The following is a 14104-nucleotide window of genomic DNA, read 5'->3' as shown; positions in this document are numbered from 1 at the left end:
GTGCTTTTGCCGTTACGCACCACCCCGTCAGTAGCTGAACAGGAGGGACAGCTGATAGAAACAGAAGCCACTGGAGCACCTCAAAAACACCATCATACACTAAATCAGTAAGTTGGCAGCATCACCGAAGGCGGAATGCCCACATAAAAAAGTCCCCTCCAGATAAGGGGAAACACCAATAACACACCGAAAAAATATACCAATAAAGGCAATAATGAAGTGGCAAGACCTATTTCAATTTTGGGTTTTAAATAAAACCCGAACAGAGAGTAATTACTTAGATTCTTCGCTTGTGCTCTCATTAATAGAGCGATGCAACATTAATGCCTCGGCAATAATGTCTTGTTTACTTTTACGGGTTTCAAATGCCAGCGTCCGAACATATTCCCATAGAGAAGTATCGACACGGGCACTTAATAGAACCATATCTTTTGATCGGGTTCCCCTGGCTTTTCGGATATCGGGATAATCTCGAGAAGGCATCGTCATCATCTCCTGAACGCAATAAGACGCTTATGGCGATGAAATATGCAGTCAGTGTAAAAACATGTCAACGGTAAAAAACATTCACAATCGTAATAAAACTGTTAATAAAACAAGGTAAAATGGAACGATATTTCAAGTGAAAGATAACTTGTTTATAGAATAATGTGTAATTTTAACTTTACATATATTCATTTTTATTCATTTGATTAAAAACACATGAGGCATTGACAAAAATCAGCATAAGCAATCAAAACATCATTACAGCCAATAAGTTACGCACCGTTATTAATGTCTACTTTTACGCGAACTGCTTGTTTTTATGTACTGTTATGCAAAGAGATCGCACCCAAAGCACTACGGGAATCACTTTGATTCTCACTTAATGCTGGCCTGTTTTGTCTAAAAATAAGCACGAAAAGGTAAAGATAAGGTAAATAACCCATTTTTTCGCATGCGAAATTAAGTTGTTTTTAATTGATGAAAATCAAATTACATCACACAGGGGCAGCGAAAAAATGATCATTGAAGACTATGGAAACCATTTTTTACATGAGGTTTAAGACGTGAAAAGAAAGGTTGCTATGCAATGCCGAGCGGGCCGGAACAGCCCGCATGAGAGGTGGTAAAATCAAGCGTTAACTTTATCCAGCGGCCAGGAGTCAAACAGATAGCCATCGAAGTCGATGTCATCAACATTTGAAAACTCCAGCAGGCGCTGTTTGACGTTTTCCAGATGCTGCCACATCGCCAGCTTGGCCGCGCGGGCATCCTTTTTGATTAACGCCGCCAGGATCTGTTTGTGGTCACCCATCCACTCTTTACGATAGTGGGTATCATCGAGATGGCTATGAAGCTGGATCCACATCGGGTTGTTCTCGCGCCACTGCCATGACTGGCGGAACAGCTCCACCAGCATGCTGTTATGCGTGGCCTCGGCGATAGCGAGATGGAACTGCATGTCACCGCTTTCAGAACCGTTCGGTTCGCTGGAGGCCAGTTCCCGCTCTTCCAGCTGCAACGCCTGGCGCATTTTGACGATATCTTCGCGGGTGGCCTGCAGCGCGGCAAATTCGGCGATGTTGCTTTCCAGCAGCTGTCGCGCCTGGAGCAGCTCAAACGGGCCTGCATCATTGCAATGATTCACATCCGAACTGTCGATAGTCTGAGCTTCTGCATTGTCGAGTACGTAGATCCCGGCGCCACGACGCACGTCCACCAGACCTTTAATTTCCAGCATGATTAACGCTTCGCGCACCACCGTGCGAGTGACATTGAGTCTCTCGGCAATTTCACGCTCCGGCGGCAAGCGCTCACCAGGCTGGTACGGCGTCTGGACAATCAGATCGCGGATCATTGCACCCACTTCCTGGTAGGGTCTTTGCTGAGAAGTGTTTGATTTCATCGTGTTATGTCCGTCAGATGCGTCAATTCAGAATCCGGAGGCTGGATGGCTGCGCACACCTTATCCGGCCTACCAATAACGTTTTTTCGCCTGAACTATAGCATTTGCGGGAAGCCAAAAACAGAAAACGGGTCAACCAAATTAGTATTTTGATTGACCCGTCATACCTGGATGGTTATGCGTCAGCGCTTAACGCTGCAACGCACTCGCGTGCGCCGTTTTCACACAACTGTTGATACGCTGCGGTAACCGTCGCAACAAAGTCGACGTTTTCCGCCAGATCATGACCAAAAATGCCGCTCAACCCCAGCAGAGCCGTCACGCGTTCGGCTCCCTGGAACTGTTGGTTAATGCGCTGGAATTCGGCCTGCATTGGGTCGACAACATCAATGACCTGCCCCTGTTCATCCACACCGTGGGTGTAGCGCATCCAGCCCGCGATGCCCAGTGCCAGATGACGCCAGCCGCTGCCGTTTTGCAGATGCAGACGCACCGGATCCAGCAGGCGCTGTGGCAGTTTCTGGCTACCGTCCATCGCAATCTGCCAGGTACGGTGGCGCAGAGACGGGTTGCTGAAACGCTCGATCAGCAGCGTCGCGTAGGCGTTGAGATCGGTACCTTCCGGCATCGACAGCGTTGGCGCTTGCTCCTGCATCATCAGCGCAAACGCCGCTTTGCGGTATGCTGGATTGGTCATGGTGTCAGCGATGGTTTCATAACCGCCGAGATAGCCCAGATAAGCGAGGAAAGAGTGGCTGCCGTTGAGCATGCGCAGTTTCATCATTTCAAACGGTACTACGTCGGCAACAAACTGTGCGCCGACTTTGTCCCAGTCAGGGCGACCGTTAACAAAGTTGTCTTCAATCACCCACTGGCGGAACGGTTCGCAGGCGATAGCGCACGGATCGTAAACGCCCAACTGGTCGGCAATCTCCTGCAACGTTTCCGGCGTTGCCGCCGGAACAATGCGGTCTACCATGGTGCACGGGAAAGTGGCGTTTGCTTCAATCCACTGCGCCAGCTGCGGGTCACGCGCCTGCGCCAGGCCCAGCACCGCGACTTTCGCCACATGCCCATTTTCACGCACGTTATCGCAGGACATCACGGTAAAGGCCGCCAGCCCCTGCTCACGACGCAGATGCAGTGCCTGTACGATGTAACCAATCGCCGATTTCGGCGTGGCTGGATTTGCCAGATCGTGTTTAATCAGCGGGTTATTGAGATCTAACTGGCCGCTGGCAGCATCGGTGCAGTAGCCTTTTTCCGTGACCGTCAGCGAGACAATTGCCGTCTGCGGGCGTGCCATGGCCTGTAAAATACCATCACAGCCGTCAAGCTCCGGGTGCAGCGCTTCTTTCATCGAGCCGATCACTTTCAGCACGGTGTTGTCCGCGCCTTTTTCCGCCACGGTATACAGCAATTGCTGCTTGCGCAGGTTTTCAATCAGTATGCAGTCATTACCCGGCATCAGGTTAACTTCACAGATACCCCAGTCGCTGTCGGTGGTTTCCAGCAGATGGTGGGTGTACAGCGCCTGATGCGCGCGGTGAAAAGCGCCGCATCCCAGGTGAACAATGCGGGATTGCAAACGAGAGCTGTCCCATGCAGGGCGTGCAACCGGCAGGTTGCTATTGGCAATTGTCGTTGTCATCGTGAACTCCAGATCCCGTCGGAAATACCAACGGAGAGAAAAGAAAAAAGCCGGCCACACAGGCGACCGGCAACACTGCTTTAGCGGCTAAAGAAAGCGCGCTGGATAGCCATCTCAACGCCACGCACTTCCGCCAGGCCTTTCAGGCGACCAATCGCGGAGTAACCTGGGTTGGTTTTCTTTTTCAGGTCGTCAAGCATCTGGTGACCGTGGTCCGGGCGCATAGGGATCAGATCCTCTTTGCCCTCGGCTTTACGGCGCTGTTCTTCCTCAACGATCGCTTTCACCACTTCGTACATGTCAACGTCGCCATTTAGATGCGCCGCTTCATGGAAGGTTTTCGGGTTATCTTCACGCAGCGTGGAGCGCAAATGGGTGAAGTAAATGCGCGGGCCAAACTGTTTGATCATGTCGACCAGGTCGTTATCCGCACGAACGCCGTAGGAGCCGGTACACATGGTGAAACCGTTCGCCATGCTGTTGACCGTATCGACCATCCACTGCATATCTTCCACGGTGGAAACAATGCGTGGCAGGCCAAGGATTGGGCGCGGCGGATCGTCCGGGTGTACCGCCATGCGCACACCAACCTCTTCTGCTACAGGAATAATCGCCTTCAGGAAGACGGCAAAATTCTCACGCAGCGCAGCTTTATCGATATCCTTATAGCGTTCAAGATGCTGGCGGAACTGGTCGAGCGTGTAGCCCTCTTCCGCGCCCGGCAAACCGGCGATGATATTGCGGGTCAGACGTGCTTTGTCTTCTTCGCTCATGGTGGTGAAGCGTTCATTCGCCTGCGCAATCTCTTCGGCGGTGTAGTCCGCTTCCGCGCCCGGTCGTTTGAGGATATGCAGCTCAAAGGCGGCAAATTCAATTTGATCGAAACGCAGCGCTTTGGAGCCGTCCGGCAGGACGTATTCCAGGTCGGTACGGGTCCAGTCGAGAACCGGCATAAAGTTGTAGCACACGGTACGAATGCCGCACTCGGCCAGGTTACGCAGGCTTTGCTGGTAGTTGGCAATCCACTGCTGATAGTTGCCGGAACGGGTTTTAATGTCTTCGTGGATCGGTACGCTTTCGACGACCGACCATACCAGGCCCGCCTGCTCAATAATGGCTTTGCGTTTCAGGATCTCATCAACCGTCCACACTTCCCCGTTCGGGATATGGTGCAAGGCAGTGACAACGCCCGTTGCACCCGCCTGACGCACATCCGCTAAGGTGACCGGATCGTTAGGACCATACCAGCGCCATGTCTGTTCCATGTTTTATTCCTCGTTTACGTTATGGACTCGACGATATGGCACATAAATTCCTCCTTTTGGTATTACATGTCAACCTGAAGCGATAAATTGGTTAACCAAATCACGATATCTGCTGACCATACCGCTAATTAACGGCCATACAACCCAGTATTAATGTAAACATGTAACGCAATGTGACATCCATCGCATCATAGGTTGACCAATATATGTAACATCTCAACCAAAATCATAATAGTTCAACCAAAGTAAGGTAGACGTTATATGCACGTTCTCAATATTCTGTGGGTTGTATTCGGCATCGGCCTGATGCTGGTGCTCAATTTAAGATTCAAAATAAACTCGATGGTCGCCCTGCTGCTGGCGGCACTCTCGGTCGGTATGCTGGCGGGAATGGATTTAATGGAACTGCTGCATACCATGAAATCCGGTTTTGGCAGCACGCTGGGTGAGCTGGCGATTATCGTGGTATTCGGGGCCGTCATCGGTAAGCTGATGGTTGATTCCGGGGCGGCGCATCAGATTGCCCATACGCTGCTGGCGCGACTCGGTCTACGTTACGTGCAGCTGTCGGTGATCATTATTGGTCTGATCTTCGGCCTGGCGATGTTCTATGAAGTGGCGTTTATTATGCTGGCACCGCTGGTGATCGTCATTGCCGCGGAAGCGAAGATCCCGTTCCTTAAGTTGGCGATTCCTGCGGTTGCCGCCGCCACCACCGCTCACTCACTGTTCCCACCGCAGCCGGGTCCGGTCGCGCTGGTTAACGCTTACGGCGCTGACATGGGCATGGTTTACATCTACGGTATCCTGGTGACCATTCCGAGCGTGATCTGCGCCGGACTTATCCTGCCGAAATTCCTCGGCAACCTCGATCGTCCAACGCCGTCATTCATGAAGGCCGACGTACCGGTTGACCAGAACAACCTGCCGTCCTTCGGTGTTTCTATCCTGGTGCCGCTGATCCCGGCGATCATCATGATCTCCACTACCATCGCCAACATCTGGCTGGTGAAAGGGACGCAGGCGTGGGAAGTGGTCAACTTCTTAGGCTCCTCGCCGATTGCAATGTTTATCGCCATGGTTGTCGCCTTCGTACTGTTTGGTACCGCGCGCGGTCACGACATGCAGTGGGTAATGAACGCCTTTGAAAACGCGGTGAAAAGCATCGCCATGGTGATCCTGATCATCGGCGCGGGCGGCGTACTGAAGCAAACCATTATCGATACCGGCATCGGCGATACCATCGGCATGCTGATGTCGCACGGTAATATTTCTCCCTACATCATGGCGTGGTTGATAACCGTGCTGATTCGTCTGGCAACGGGTCAGGGCGTGGTCTCAGCCATGACGGCGGCGGGGATTATTAGCGCAGCGATCCTCGACCCGGCAACCGGTCAACTGGTGGGCGTCGACCCGGCGTTGCTGGTGCTGGCAACAGCGGCCGGCTCCAACACCCTGACCCATATCAACGATGCTTCGTTCTGGCTGTTCAAAGGCTACTTTGACCTGTCGGTGAAGGATACGCTGAAAACCTGGGGTCTGCTGGAGCTGGTAAACTCCGTGGTTGGCCTGATAATCGTGTTGATCATCAGCATAATTGCATAACGTCGATACCGCTCTGGCCTATAGCGCCAGAGCGGTTTTCCATCCTGCCTCAACAATCCTCAATAATCAGATACACCGCTTTCACCGGGCCATGCACCCCAACCACCTTGATAAGCTCAATATCCGCCGTCGAGCTGGGTCCACTGATGATATTAATGCACGATGGCATACGCTCACCGGCCTGCGCTTTCTGATGCAGTTTTTCTGCCAGCTGCGCCACGCGCGGCAGAATGGAGCTTTTACGCAGCACGAAAATCGAGGACTCCGGCAACAGACTCAGGGAGCGCCCGCGCTCTGGTGCGGAAAACAGTACCACGCCGCCGGACTCGGTCAGGCCATACTCGGCATACACCACGCCCACTTTCGCCTGCTCGGCCTGGGTAATATTTTCGCTACCACGCGCCGGATCCCAGACCACGGCGTGGCATTCCTGCTGCAAGCGTTCGGTGATGCCCAGCTCCACCAGCCGGCTGTCGCCGCTCAGCACCACAGGCTGCTGACCCAATTCTTCGCACAGGCGCAGTGCCGCGTCTGCGGCCTGGTCCTCGCTGGTCAGTTCGCAGCGGGCCAGCATCACTTCGCTGGCAAACTGGATAAACGCAGAGCAGCGCTGCTCGGGGCTAAGCTCGGTCAGGCGCTCGTTGGCATAGTTGTTAACCGGTGCGGCATCCGCTTGCGGTTCGAAGCGCAGCGGGCGACCCAGCGCCTGGGCGATGGTGTTTAAAAACGCGGTACGGTTATCCATTCTTTTTCTCCTGCGCCTGATGTTTCTTAAACCAGCTACGGAAGCTCTCGCCGTCAGCATCAGGCAGATCGCGCGCCTCCATCCAGTCACCAATCGCGCCAACCTTGAGCGGGGTTTTGCCGCCATTGATAAACCAGCTCGCCGCATGCGCGCCCGCCATCATCCCGACTTTCCACAACCCCGGATGGCTATTGGCATAGGCGAACATCTTGATCGCCCGTCGCTCGGCTTTCGGCGTAATGCCCTCCTCGGCCATCACCCGGCGATGACGCAGGATCAGTTTTGACAACGGAATACGCACCGGGCAGACGCTGTCACAGGCCGTGCATAAAGAACAGGCGTACGGCAGGTCTTTAAAATCTTTATAGCCGCCGAGCAGCGGAGAAATCACCGCGCCGATAGGTCCAGGATAGATAGAGCCATAGCCGTGTCCGCCGATGTGGCGGTACGCCGGACAGGTATTCATACAGGCTCCGCAGCGGATGCAGCGCAGCACATCGCGAAACTCTGAGCCCAGCACCTGCGAGCGACCGTTATCGACAATCACCAGATGGAACTCTTCCGGTCCGTCAACGTTATCCGCCTCACGCGGGCCGGTCAGCCAGGTGTTGTAGCCCGTCAGACGTGCGCCCACGGCGCTGCGCGCCAGCATGGTGATCAGCACATCCACCTCGGCAAAGGTCGGCGCGATACGCTCCATGCCCATCACCGCAATGTGCGTTTTCGGCAGCGTGGTGCACATGCGCGCGTTGCCTTCGTTGGTCACCAGACACACCGAGCCGGTTTCCGCCACGGCAAAGTTACAGCCAGTAATACCGATTTCGGCACTGAGGAAATCCTCGCGGATCTTCTGACGAATGAACAAGGTCATAGCTTCCGGGGTTTCCGGGCCGTCGTACCCCAGACGTTCGTTCAGCACGCGGCGGATCTGGTAGCGATCTTTATGAATCGCCGGGACCACGACGTGCGAGGGCGGATCCTGATCCAACTGCAGAATATATTCCCCGAGATCGGTTTCGATCACCTGGATTCCGGCATCCTGCAGCACGTGGTTGACGCCGATTTCTTCGGTCACCATCGACTTGGACTTCACCACCTTCTTCGCATTTTTACTCTGCGCGACCTGCAAAATGTAGCGAGTGGCGTCTTCTTTGGTTTTGGCGAAATAGACGTGTCCGCCGTTTTCCGTCACTTTCTCGGAGAGTTGGTACAGGTAAGCGTCGAGGTTGCTCAGAACGTGATCGCGGATCTGGCTGGCACGATCGCGCCAGTCTTCCCAGTGGCCTAACTCATCGACCATTTTTTGCCGATTCGCGCCGATACGCTCCTGCGCATTAGCCACGGCTTTGCGCATGATCGGATCTTCTATCTGCTGACGAATACGCAGTTTAAATTCTACATCGCTGGTTTTTATCGACATCTCTTTCCCCTCAGCGGCTCATCAGCACTTCAGCAATATGCATCACTTTGACCGGCTGGCCTTCCCGTTGCAGTCGGCCGCCAATGTTCAGCAGGCAGCTAACGTCTGCGCCAATCAAATATTCCGGCTTTGCATCCATCAGATGTAAGACTTTCTCTTTCACCATCTCACCGGATATCTCGGCCATCTTGACCGAGAACGTCCCGCCAAAGCCGCAACAGGTATCCTGATCGGCAAACGTCAACAGCTCCAGTCCACGCACGTTTTTCAGCAGCGTGAGCGGCTCTTCCTTCACCCCCAGTTTGCGGGTCAAGCTACAGGAAGGATGATACACAGCGCGGCCCTGGAGGCTGGCACCAACGTCCACCACGCCCAGTTTGTTGACGATAAAGGAGGTGAGATCCTGCATACGCGCGGAAACTTTCTCAGCACGCAGCGCCCATTCCGGTTCATCGGCCAGATACGTTGGGTAGCTTTTTACCGCGTAGGTGCAGGAGCCTGCCGGGGAGATAATCGGATCGTCGTTGTCTTCCAGCGCGGCGATCAGGTTTTTCATCCCGGGGATCGCCTCTTTGATGTATCCGCTGTTGATGGCTGGCTGACCGCAACACCCTTGCTTCTCGGGGAAATTCACGCGACAACCCAGTTTTTCCAGCAGCAATACGGAGTCTCGTGCCATCCGTGATTTCAGTGCGTCACCAATGCAGGTAACAAAGAAATTTACATTCACAATAACTACTCCATTGCTTCATTTCTGTTTATTGCGCTTGATATCGCGATATCAAGCAAAGATTCAGCTGTATTTCACGCCCAGTTTTTGTATTTGCTTGTTTTACTAATGTCTGGGCTCATTATGATGCACGGATCGTTTTCCTTTGATAGCGACTCTCCTCTTCTTATATCAGGACAATCGCAAATGTCTGTATTTTCATTTGTATGACAAAATCAAATAATCCCCTAATCAACATGCATATGCAATACCCATGTTTATTTATTTCGGACTTGCTCACATTTTTATATTGAAAACAACAGTGTTATTAACACCTTATAAAATAGTTTCGAATGATTACTACCTTCGTCACTACCATTATTAAAAATGTTATTAAATAACCACTTATGGGTATTTACCTTGCTCTTAAGTATATTTATCTGGCATTGAATTTTAATTAAAAGATTACAATAGTTACAAAACCATAAATCATAATTACTTTATTCACTGAAGCGATTCAGTTTACATATTTTATTTACACAGCAATGTAGCCTTCCCGCCATAAATATAAATCAGGTTTAATGAACCAATCAGGAATAGCAATGAACGAATATTTTATGTTTGCCCTGGCACTCTCTCCTTTACTACTTATGGTATTTTTAATACTGAAATTAAAAATGCCCATCCATTATTCCGTACTGATTTCTTTGGTATTCACCGCTGCACTATCGGCAATATTCTGGGAAATGCCCGTACAAAATCTGAAAGCCGCGATAGGCTATGGCGCACTGAAGGGATTATGGCCGATTGTGATTGTGATCCTCGGCGCTATTTTCAGTTATAACGTCATGCAGGCGACCAAAGCGCTGGATATTTTGCGCGATATTCTCGCCAGCATTAGCGAAGATAAGCGTATTCAGGTGCTGCTGATTTCATGGTGTTTTGGTGGATTTCTTGAAGCCGCAGCGGGCTATGGCACGGCGGTCGCTATTCCGATCGGCATTCTCATTGCGCTGGGATTCAACCCGCTGAAAGCAGCGATTGCTTCTCTCGTGGCGAATACCGTTCCCACCGCATTCGGCGCGGTCGGGATCCCGGTTTCTATTCTGGCTGAACAGGTTAATCTGCCGGTTTATACCTTAGGCGGAACCATTATTTTGCAGCTTGCGCTGTTTAATATTCTGCTGCCGTTTGTGATTGTCTGCATTATTGGCGGCGGCCTGAAAGCCATTCGTGGCGTATTTCTGATCACGTTGATTTGCGGCATCACCACGCTGGTTCCGCAATATTTTGTCGCCATCCATCTTGGCGCGGAATTACCCGCTTTTGCCGGTAGCCTGGTAAGCCTGTTTGCCGTGGCGATGGTCAGTCGCCTGCGCAAAGGGAAAACCGATCCAGAGTGGCGCATTGAGGTCAGCCATACCCGCGAAACCACGCCGCGCTCGGCAAAAGTGCTGTTCCGCGTGGGCTCTATCTATCTGTTTATTTTTGTGTTTATCCTGCTGTGTTCGCCGCTGTTCCCGACAATAAAAGGCGCGGCGTCCCAACTGGCTTCGGTGCTGCATTTCACGTTGGCTGACGGTAAAACGATGGCACTGAAAGTTGAATGGGTGACCACACCAGGGATGCTGATCATCTTTGCGACCATTATCGGCGGTTTTATTCAGGGGGCGTCCGCACGCGGGATGCTGGAAGTATTTATCAAAACGATTTTCCAGCTTAAAAACTCTATCGTCGCAATTATGGCGATCGTCGCGCTGGCCACGGTGATGGATCTCAGCGGGATTATCTCCACGCTGGCGCAGTCGATTGTCGATCTGACCGGCAGCTCATACGTCTTCCTCGCCCCGGTGATTGGCGCGCTGGGCACGTTCGTTACCGGCAGCGATACCAACTCGAACATTCTGTTCGGCAAGCTGCAAACCATTGCTGCCAGCAAGTTGCATATCGATCCTAACTGGCTGGCGGCGGCCAATACCTCTGGCGCTACGGGGGGGAAAATGATTTCGCCGCAAAGCATCGCCATCGCGGTTTCTGCCACCAAAATGGACGGTCAGGCCAACCAGATTATGTCTGGCACCATGAAATACTGCTGCGCCTACATTGTGATCCTCGGCCTGAAAGTCGGTCTCTTTTATTACTGGTTTATGGCGTAAGCCATTGTCAACCCCGTCAAATTCGCGGCAATCGTATTTGACGACACAGTGACCAAAAAGGTTTACACCGCCCCAGGAACGGAACAAGGCGACAGGCTTTACGATTTGTCGGCGCTGACTAAAATAGCGCCGATGTTTCAAATCGAGGATTGTTGTTATGTTGTTCTGGAAAAAGATGGTGAAGAAGTTCGACGCCTTTTCCGCGTTGATTCCACCACGCTACTTCCGCGTGTAATACCTGGCGCTTATGCCTGATGGCGCTTCGCTTATCAGGCCTACATTTCACACTCATTTGTAGGCCTGCGTTTCACGCTCATTTGTAGGCCGGATAAGGCGCGAGCCGCATCCGGCAGCGACAGCAGCGTAAAATGCTCACCCCTTCCTCTTACGCAGACCGCATGCTCTTAACACCGCCACCCACAGACGAAGCCACGCGAAACGGTAGACCAGCGGATGCTGAAGCCGCAGCAATGTCAGAAACATAGAGCCCCCTCGTGGCGCTACAGTACCGCTGCCCGATAGCGAATTTGCGGATCCATTATCTGGTGACGCGCATCTATCAGCCGCAGTTCATACGAATCATGCTCTTTCGTCAGTCGCATCACAGCATCGACGACACTGGTGGTCCGCTCCAGCGCCTGCTTGTCCTCATAACCATTGAGCAGTGAAGCCAGCATCACGCTGCAAATCAGATCCCCAACGCCCACCGGCATTTTGGCAAAGGTATACAGCGGCCGGGCAATGTGTAACGTCTGTTCCGGCGTCACCAGCAGCATTTCAAACGCCTGTTTGTCCCGCGAACAGTCGCCGAGATGCTTCACCAGCACCTTCTTCACACCCCACGACACCAGCTGCTGCGCAGCTTCCACCACCTCGTCAAAACCACGCAGTTGTCTGCCCGTCAGCACGCCCAGCTCATAGAGATTCGGTCCCATGATGTCGGCCAGTTGAATGGCATCATCGACAAAAAAGGACTCTACGCCCTGCGCGACAATGCAGCCTTTTTGCGGATCGCCCATCACCGGATCGCAAAAATAGAGCGCCTGCGGATTACGCTGACGAATGGTGGTGACCGCGTGCTTCACCTCTTCACAATGACGTTTATCTCCAAGATACCCGGACAGCACGGCGTCGCATTGCGCCAGCTTTTGCAGGTCATCCAGCCCGCTGATGATGGCGCTCAGCTCGCCGTGCGGCATCGCCATGCCCTGCCACATCCCGTACTGGGTGTGGTTGGAAAACTGTACGGTGTAAAACGGCCAGACATCGATCCCCGAAAGCTGCATCGGCAACACAGCGGCTTTATTTCCGGCATAGCCATAAACGACTGACGACTGAACAGACAACACGTTTTTCATTTTGACTCCGTCTAACGAAACGTTGGCAGCAGACCAAATACGTCCAGAACAACCGTCAGATAGACAACCGCTCCACAGACAATCACCAGGTTAAGCACGGTGTTATTACAGGGCGCGGTATAGCTGGCGGTCGGAAAACGTTTCCGCGCGGCTTTCACCAGGAACGGCGGCAGGATCACGCTCCAGATGGTAAAGGCCAGACCGGCGTAGCCAATCGCGTGCACAAAACCGTTCGGGAAGAAGAAGCACACGGCGGCTGGCGGGAAGTAGGTCACCAGCGCGGTTTTCAGGCGGCCCATGCCGTCATCCGGGAAGTGAAACAGGTCGGCGATGTAATCGAACAAGCCAAGCGTCGCCGCCAGCAGAGAACTGGCTACTGCGAAGTTGCCGAAGAAGGTCAGGATCAGATCCATATACCGGCTGGTGAACAGCTCGCTGATGGCCTCAACAAACACGTCGATATTGCCGCCTTTGGCGATAATTGGCGGGAACGCGGAACGGCTGATGTTACCCATCGTGACGCCCAGCCAGAAGATATACAGCAGCAGGGCAAACAGCGTACCGATGATAATCGAACGCGTGATATTCGGGACCCCACTCTTGCCATACAGCTTGACCAGGCTCGGCACGTTACCGTGAAAACCAAACGAGATAATACAGAACGGCAGCGTCATCAGAATGTAAGGCAGGTACTGTGAGTTGGGCAGCGCCACCGCCACGCTGTCGACAAGTTTCGCCACTTCAATATGACCAACCAGCCCAGAGAAAGTAGCAAAGAACGCGATAAACTTACCGATAATCAACACGGTAGTGATGCGTCCGACCAGCAAGGAGCTGTACCAGGCAATCGCGCCGACCAGCATACTGACGATCACCACCGAGATATTCGCCGGAAAACGCACGCCGCTGTATTTGAACACGGTTTGCGCCATCACCGCTGACGATCCGGAAATATAGGCATAGGTCAGAATATACAGCACAAAGCCGAAAGCGATACCGACAACGATATTCCATTTACGGCCTAATAAATCCTGAGTAAAGGTATTAAAACTGGCACCGGCGCCATAATGCAGGTTGACTTCAACCAGCATCAGACCGGTTAATAACATCATGATGGCGATAAACAGAAGAATAACAGACGCACCGGGGAACCATACGCCGGCCATCGCAATCGGCAGGGAGAACATCCCGCCACCCACTACGGTCGCGATAACCAACATGGTTCCGCTAATCAGTCCGGGGGTACTACTCTGTCGCTCAATGGCATTAATATCCATGATAAATGTTCCTGTAGACTATTCGTTATA

12 protein-coding genes are annotated in these 14104 nt (G+C 52.6%); 2 read left to right on the top strand and 10 right to left on the bottom strand.

Going from position 1 to position 14104, the window contains the following annotated elements; genetic code table 11:
- From ACHHZ7_RS16135 to uxuA, 5 genes are all read right to left on the bottom strand, one after another.
- Nucleotides 1–71, bottom strand: a 71-nt coding sequence (locus tag ACHHZ7_RS16135) for an IS1 family transposase (protein WP_001568368.1), incomplete at its 3' end; no start/stop codon positions are given.
- Nucleotides 72–273: 202 nt separating this feature from the next.
- Complete coding sequence (locus ACHHZ7_RS16130; RefSeq protein ID WP_003830087.1) at nt 274–483, bottom strand: hypothetical protein; 210 nt, start codon at nt 481–483, stop codon at nt 274–276.
- 631 nt (nt 484–1114) lie between these two features.
- Nucleotides 1115–1888 (bottom strand): Uxu operon transcriptional regulator, encoded by a 774-nt coding sequence (gene uxuR / locus ACHHZ7_RS16125; RefSeq protein WP_008786090.1) that lies wholly within the window; start codon nt 1886–1888, stop codon nt 1115–1117.
- Nucleotides 1889–2063: 175 nt separating this feature from the next.
- On the bottom strand, nt 2064–3539 hold the full coding sequence (locus tag ACHHZ7_RS16120; RefSeq protein ID WP_060682804.1) for a fructuronate reductase: 1476 nt from the start codon (nt 3537–3539) through the stop codon (nt 2064–2066).
- 80 nt (nt 3540–3619) lie between these two features.
- Nucleotides 3620–4804 carry a mannonate dehydratase gene (gene uxuA / locus ACHHZ7_RS16115; RefSeq protein ID WP_032942283.1) on the bottom strand — a complete coding sequence of 395 codons (1185 nt, stop codon included), beginning with the start codon at nt 4802–4804 and terminating at the stop codon, nt 3620–3622.
- Between the two features lie 261 nt (nt 4805–5065).
- Between uxuA and gntP the strand changes: the two genes are divergently transcribed.
- Nucleotides 5066–6409, top strand: coding sequence for a gluconate permease GntP (gene gntP / locus ACHHZ7_RS16110; RefSeq protein ID WP_060682806.1), 1344 nt, complete (start codon nt 5066–5068; stop codon nt 6407–6409).
- Nucleotides 6410–6458: 49 nt separating this feature from the next.
- On the opposite strand, the gene ACHHZ7_RS16105 is transcribed toward gntP, so the two are convergent.
- From ACHHZ7_RS16105 to ACHHZ7_RS16095, 3 genes are read right to left on the bottom strand one after another with little or no spacing between them, the layout of a single operon-like run.
- Nucleotides 6459–7154 (bottom strand): lactate utilization protein C, encoded by a 696-nt coding sequence (locus ACHHZ7_RS16105; RefSeq protein WP_032942282.1) that lies wholly within the window; start codon nt 7152–7154, stop codon nt 6459–6461.
- The gene (locus ACHHZ7_RS16100; protein WP_008786085.1) at nt 7147–8574 is read right to left on the bottom strand and encodes a LutB/LldF family L-lactate oxidation iron-sulfur protein; all 1428 of its coding nucleotides are present in this window, start codon (nt 8572–8574) and stop codon (nt 7147–7149) included. The genes ACHHZ7_RS16105 and ACHHZ7_RS16100 overlap by 8 nt, the downstream gene beginning before the upstream one ends.
- A gap of 10 nt (nt 8575–8584) precedes the next feature.
- A complete protein-coding gene (locus ACHHZ7_RS16095; RefSeq protein WP_001102107.1) occupies nt 8585–9304 on the bottom strand; it encodes a (Fe-S)-binding protein in 720 nt (239 codons plus the stop codon).
- Between the two features lie 581 nt (nt 9305–9885).
- On the opposite strand from ACHHZ7_RS16095, the gene ACHHZ7_RS16090 reads away from it, so the two are divergent.
- Nucleotides 9886–11439 carry an L-lactate permease gene (locus ACHHZ7_RS16090; RefSeq protein ID WP_008786084.1) on the top strand — a complete coding sequence of 518 codons (1554 nt, stop codon included), beginning with the start codon at nt 9886–9888 and terminating at the stop codon, nt 11437–11439.
- 500 nt (nt 11440–11939) lie between these two features.
- Here ACHHZ7_RS16090 and pdxY read toward each other — a convergent pair whose 3' ends face one another.
- Nucleotides 11940–12797 (bottom strand): pyridoxal kinase PdxY, encoded by an 858-nt coding sequence (gene pdxY, locus ACHHZ7_RS16085; RefSeq protein WP_060682807.1) that lies wholly within the window; start codon nt 12795–12797, stop codon nt 11940–11942.
- Between the two features lie 11 nt (nt 12798–12808).
- On the bottom strand, nt 12809–14074 hold the full coding sequence (locus ACHHZ7_RS16080; RefSeq protein WP_003830097.1) for an aromatic amino acid transporter: 1266 nt from the start codon (nt 14072–14074) through the stop codon (nt 12809–12811).
- Between the last annotated feature and the right edge of the window lie 30 nt (nt 14075–14104).

The organism is Citrobacter freundii complex sp. 2024EL-00216, from assembly GCF_043945515.1.
Classification (GTDB): domain Bacteria; phylum Pseudomonadota; class Gammaproteobacteria; order Enterobacterales; family Enterobacteriaceae; genus Citrobacter; species Citrobacter portucalensis.
Note: the sequence above shows the minus strand (reverse complement) of the source record. Positions and strands in the feature narration are given on the sequence as shown.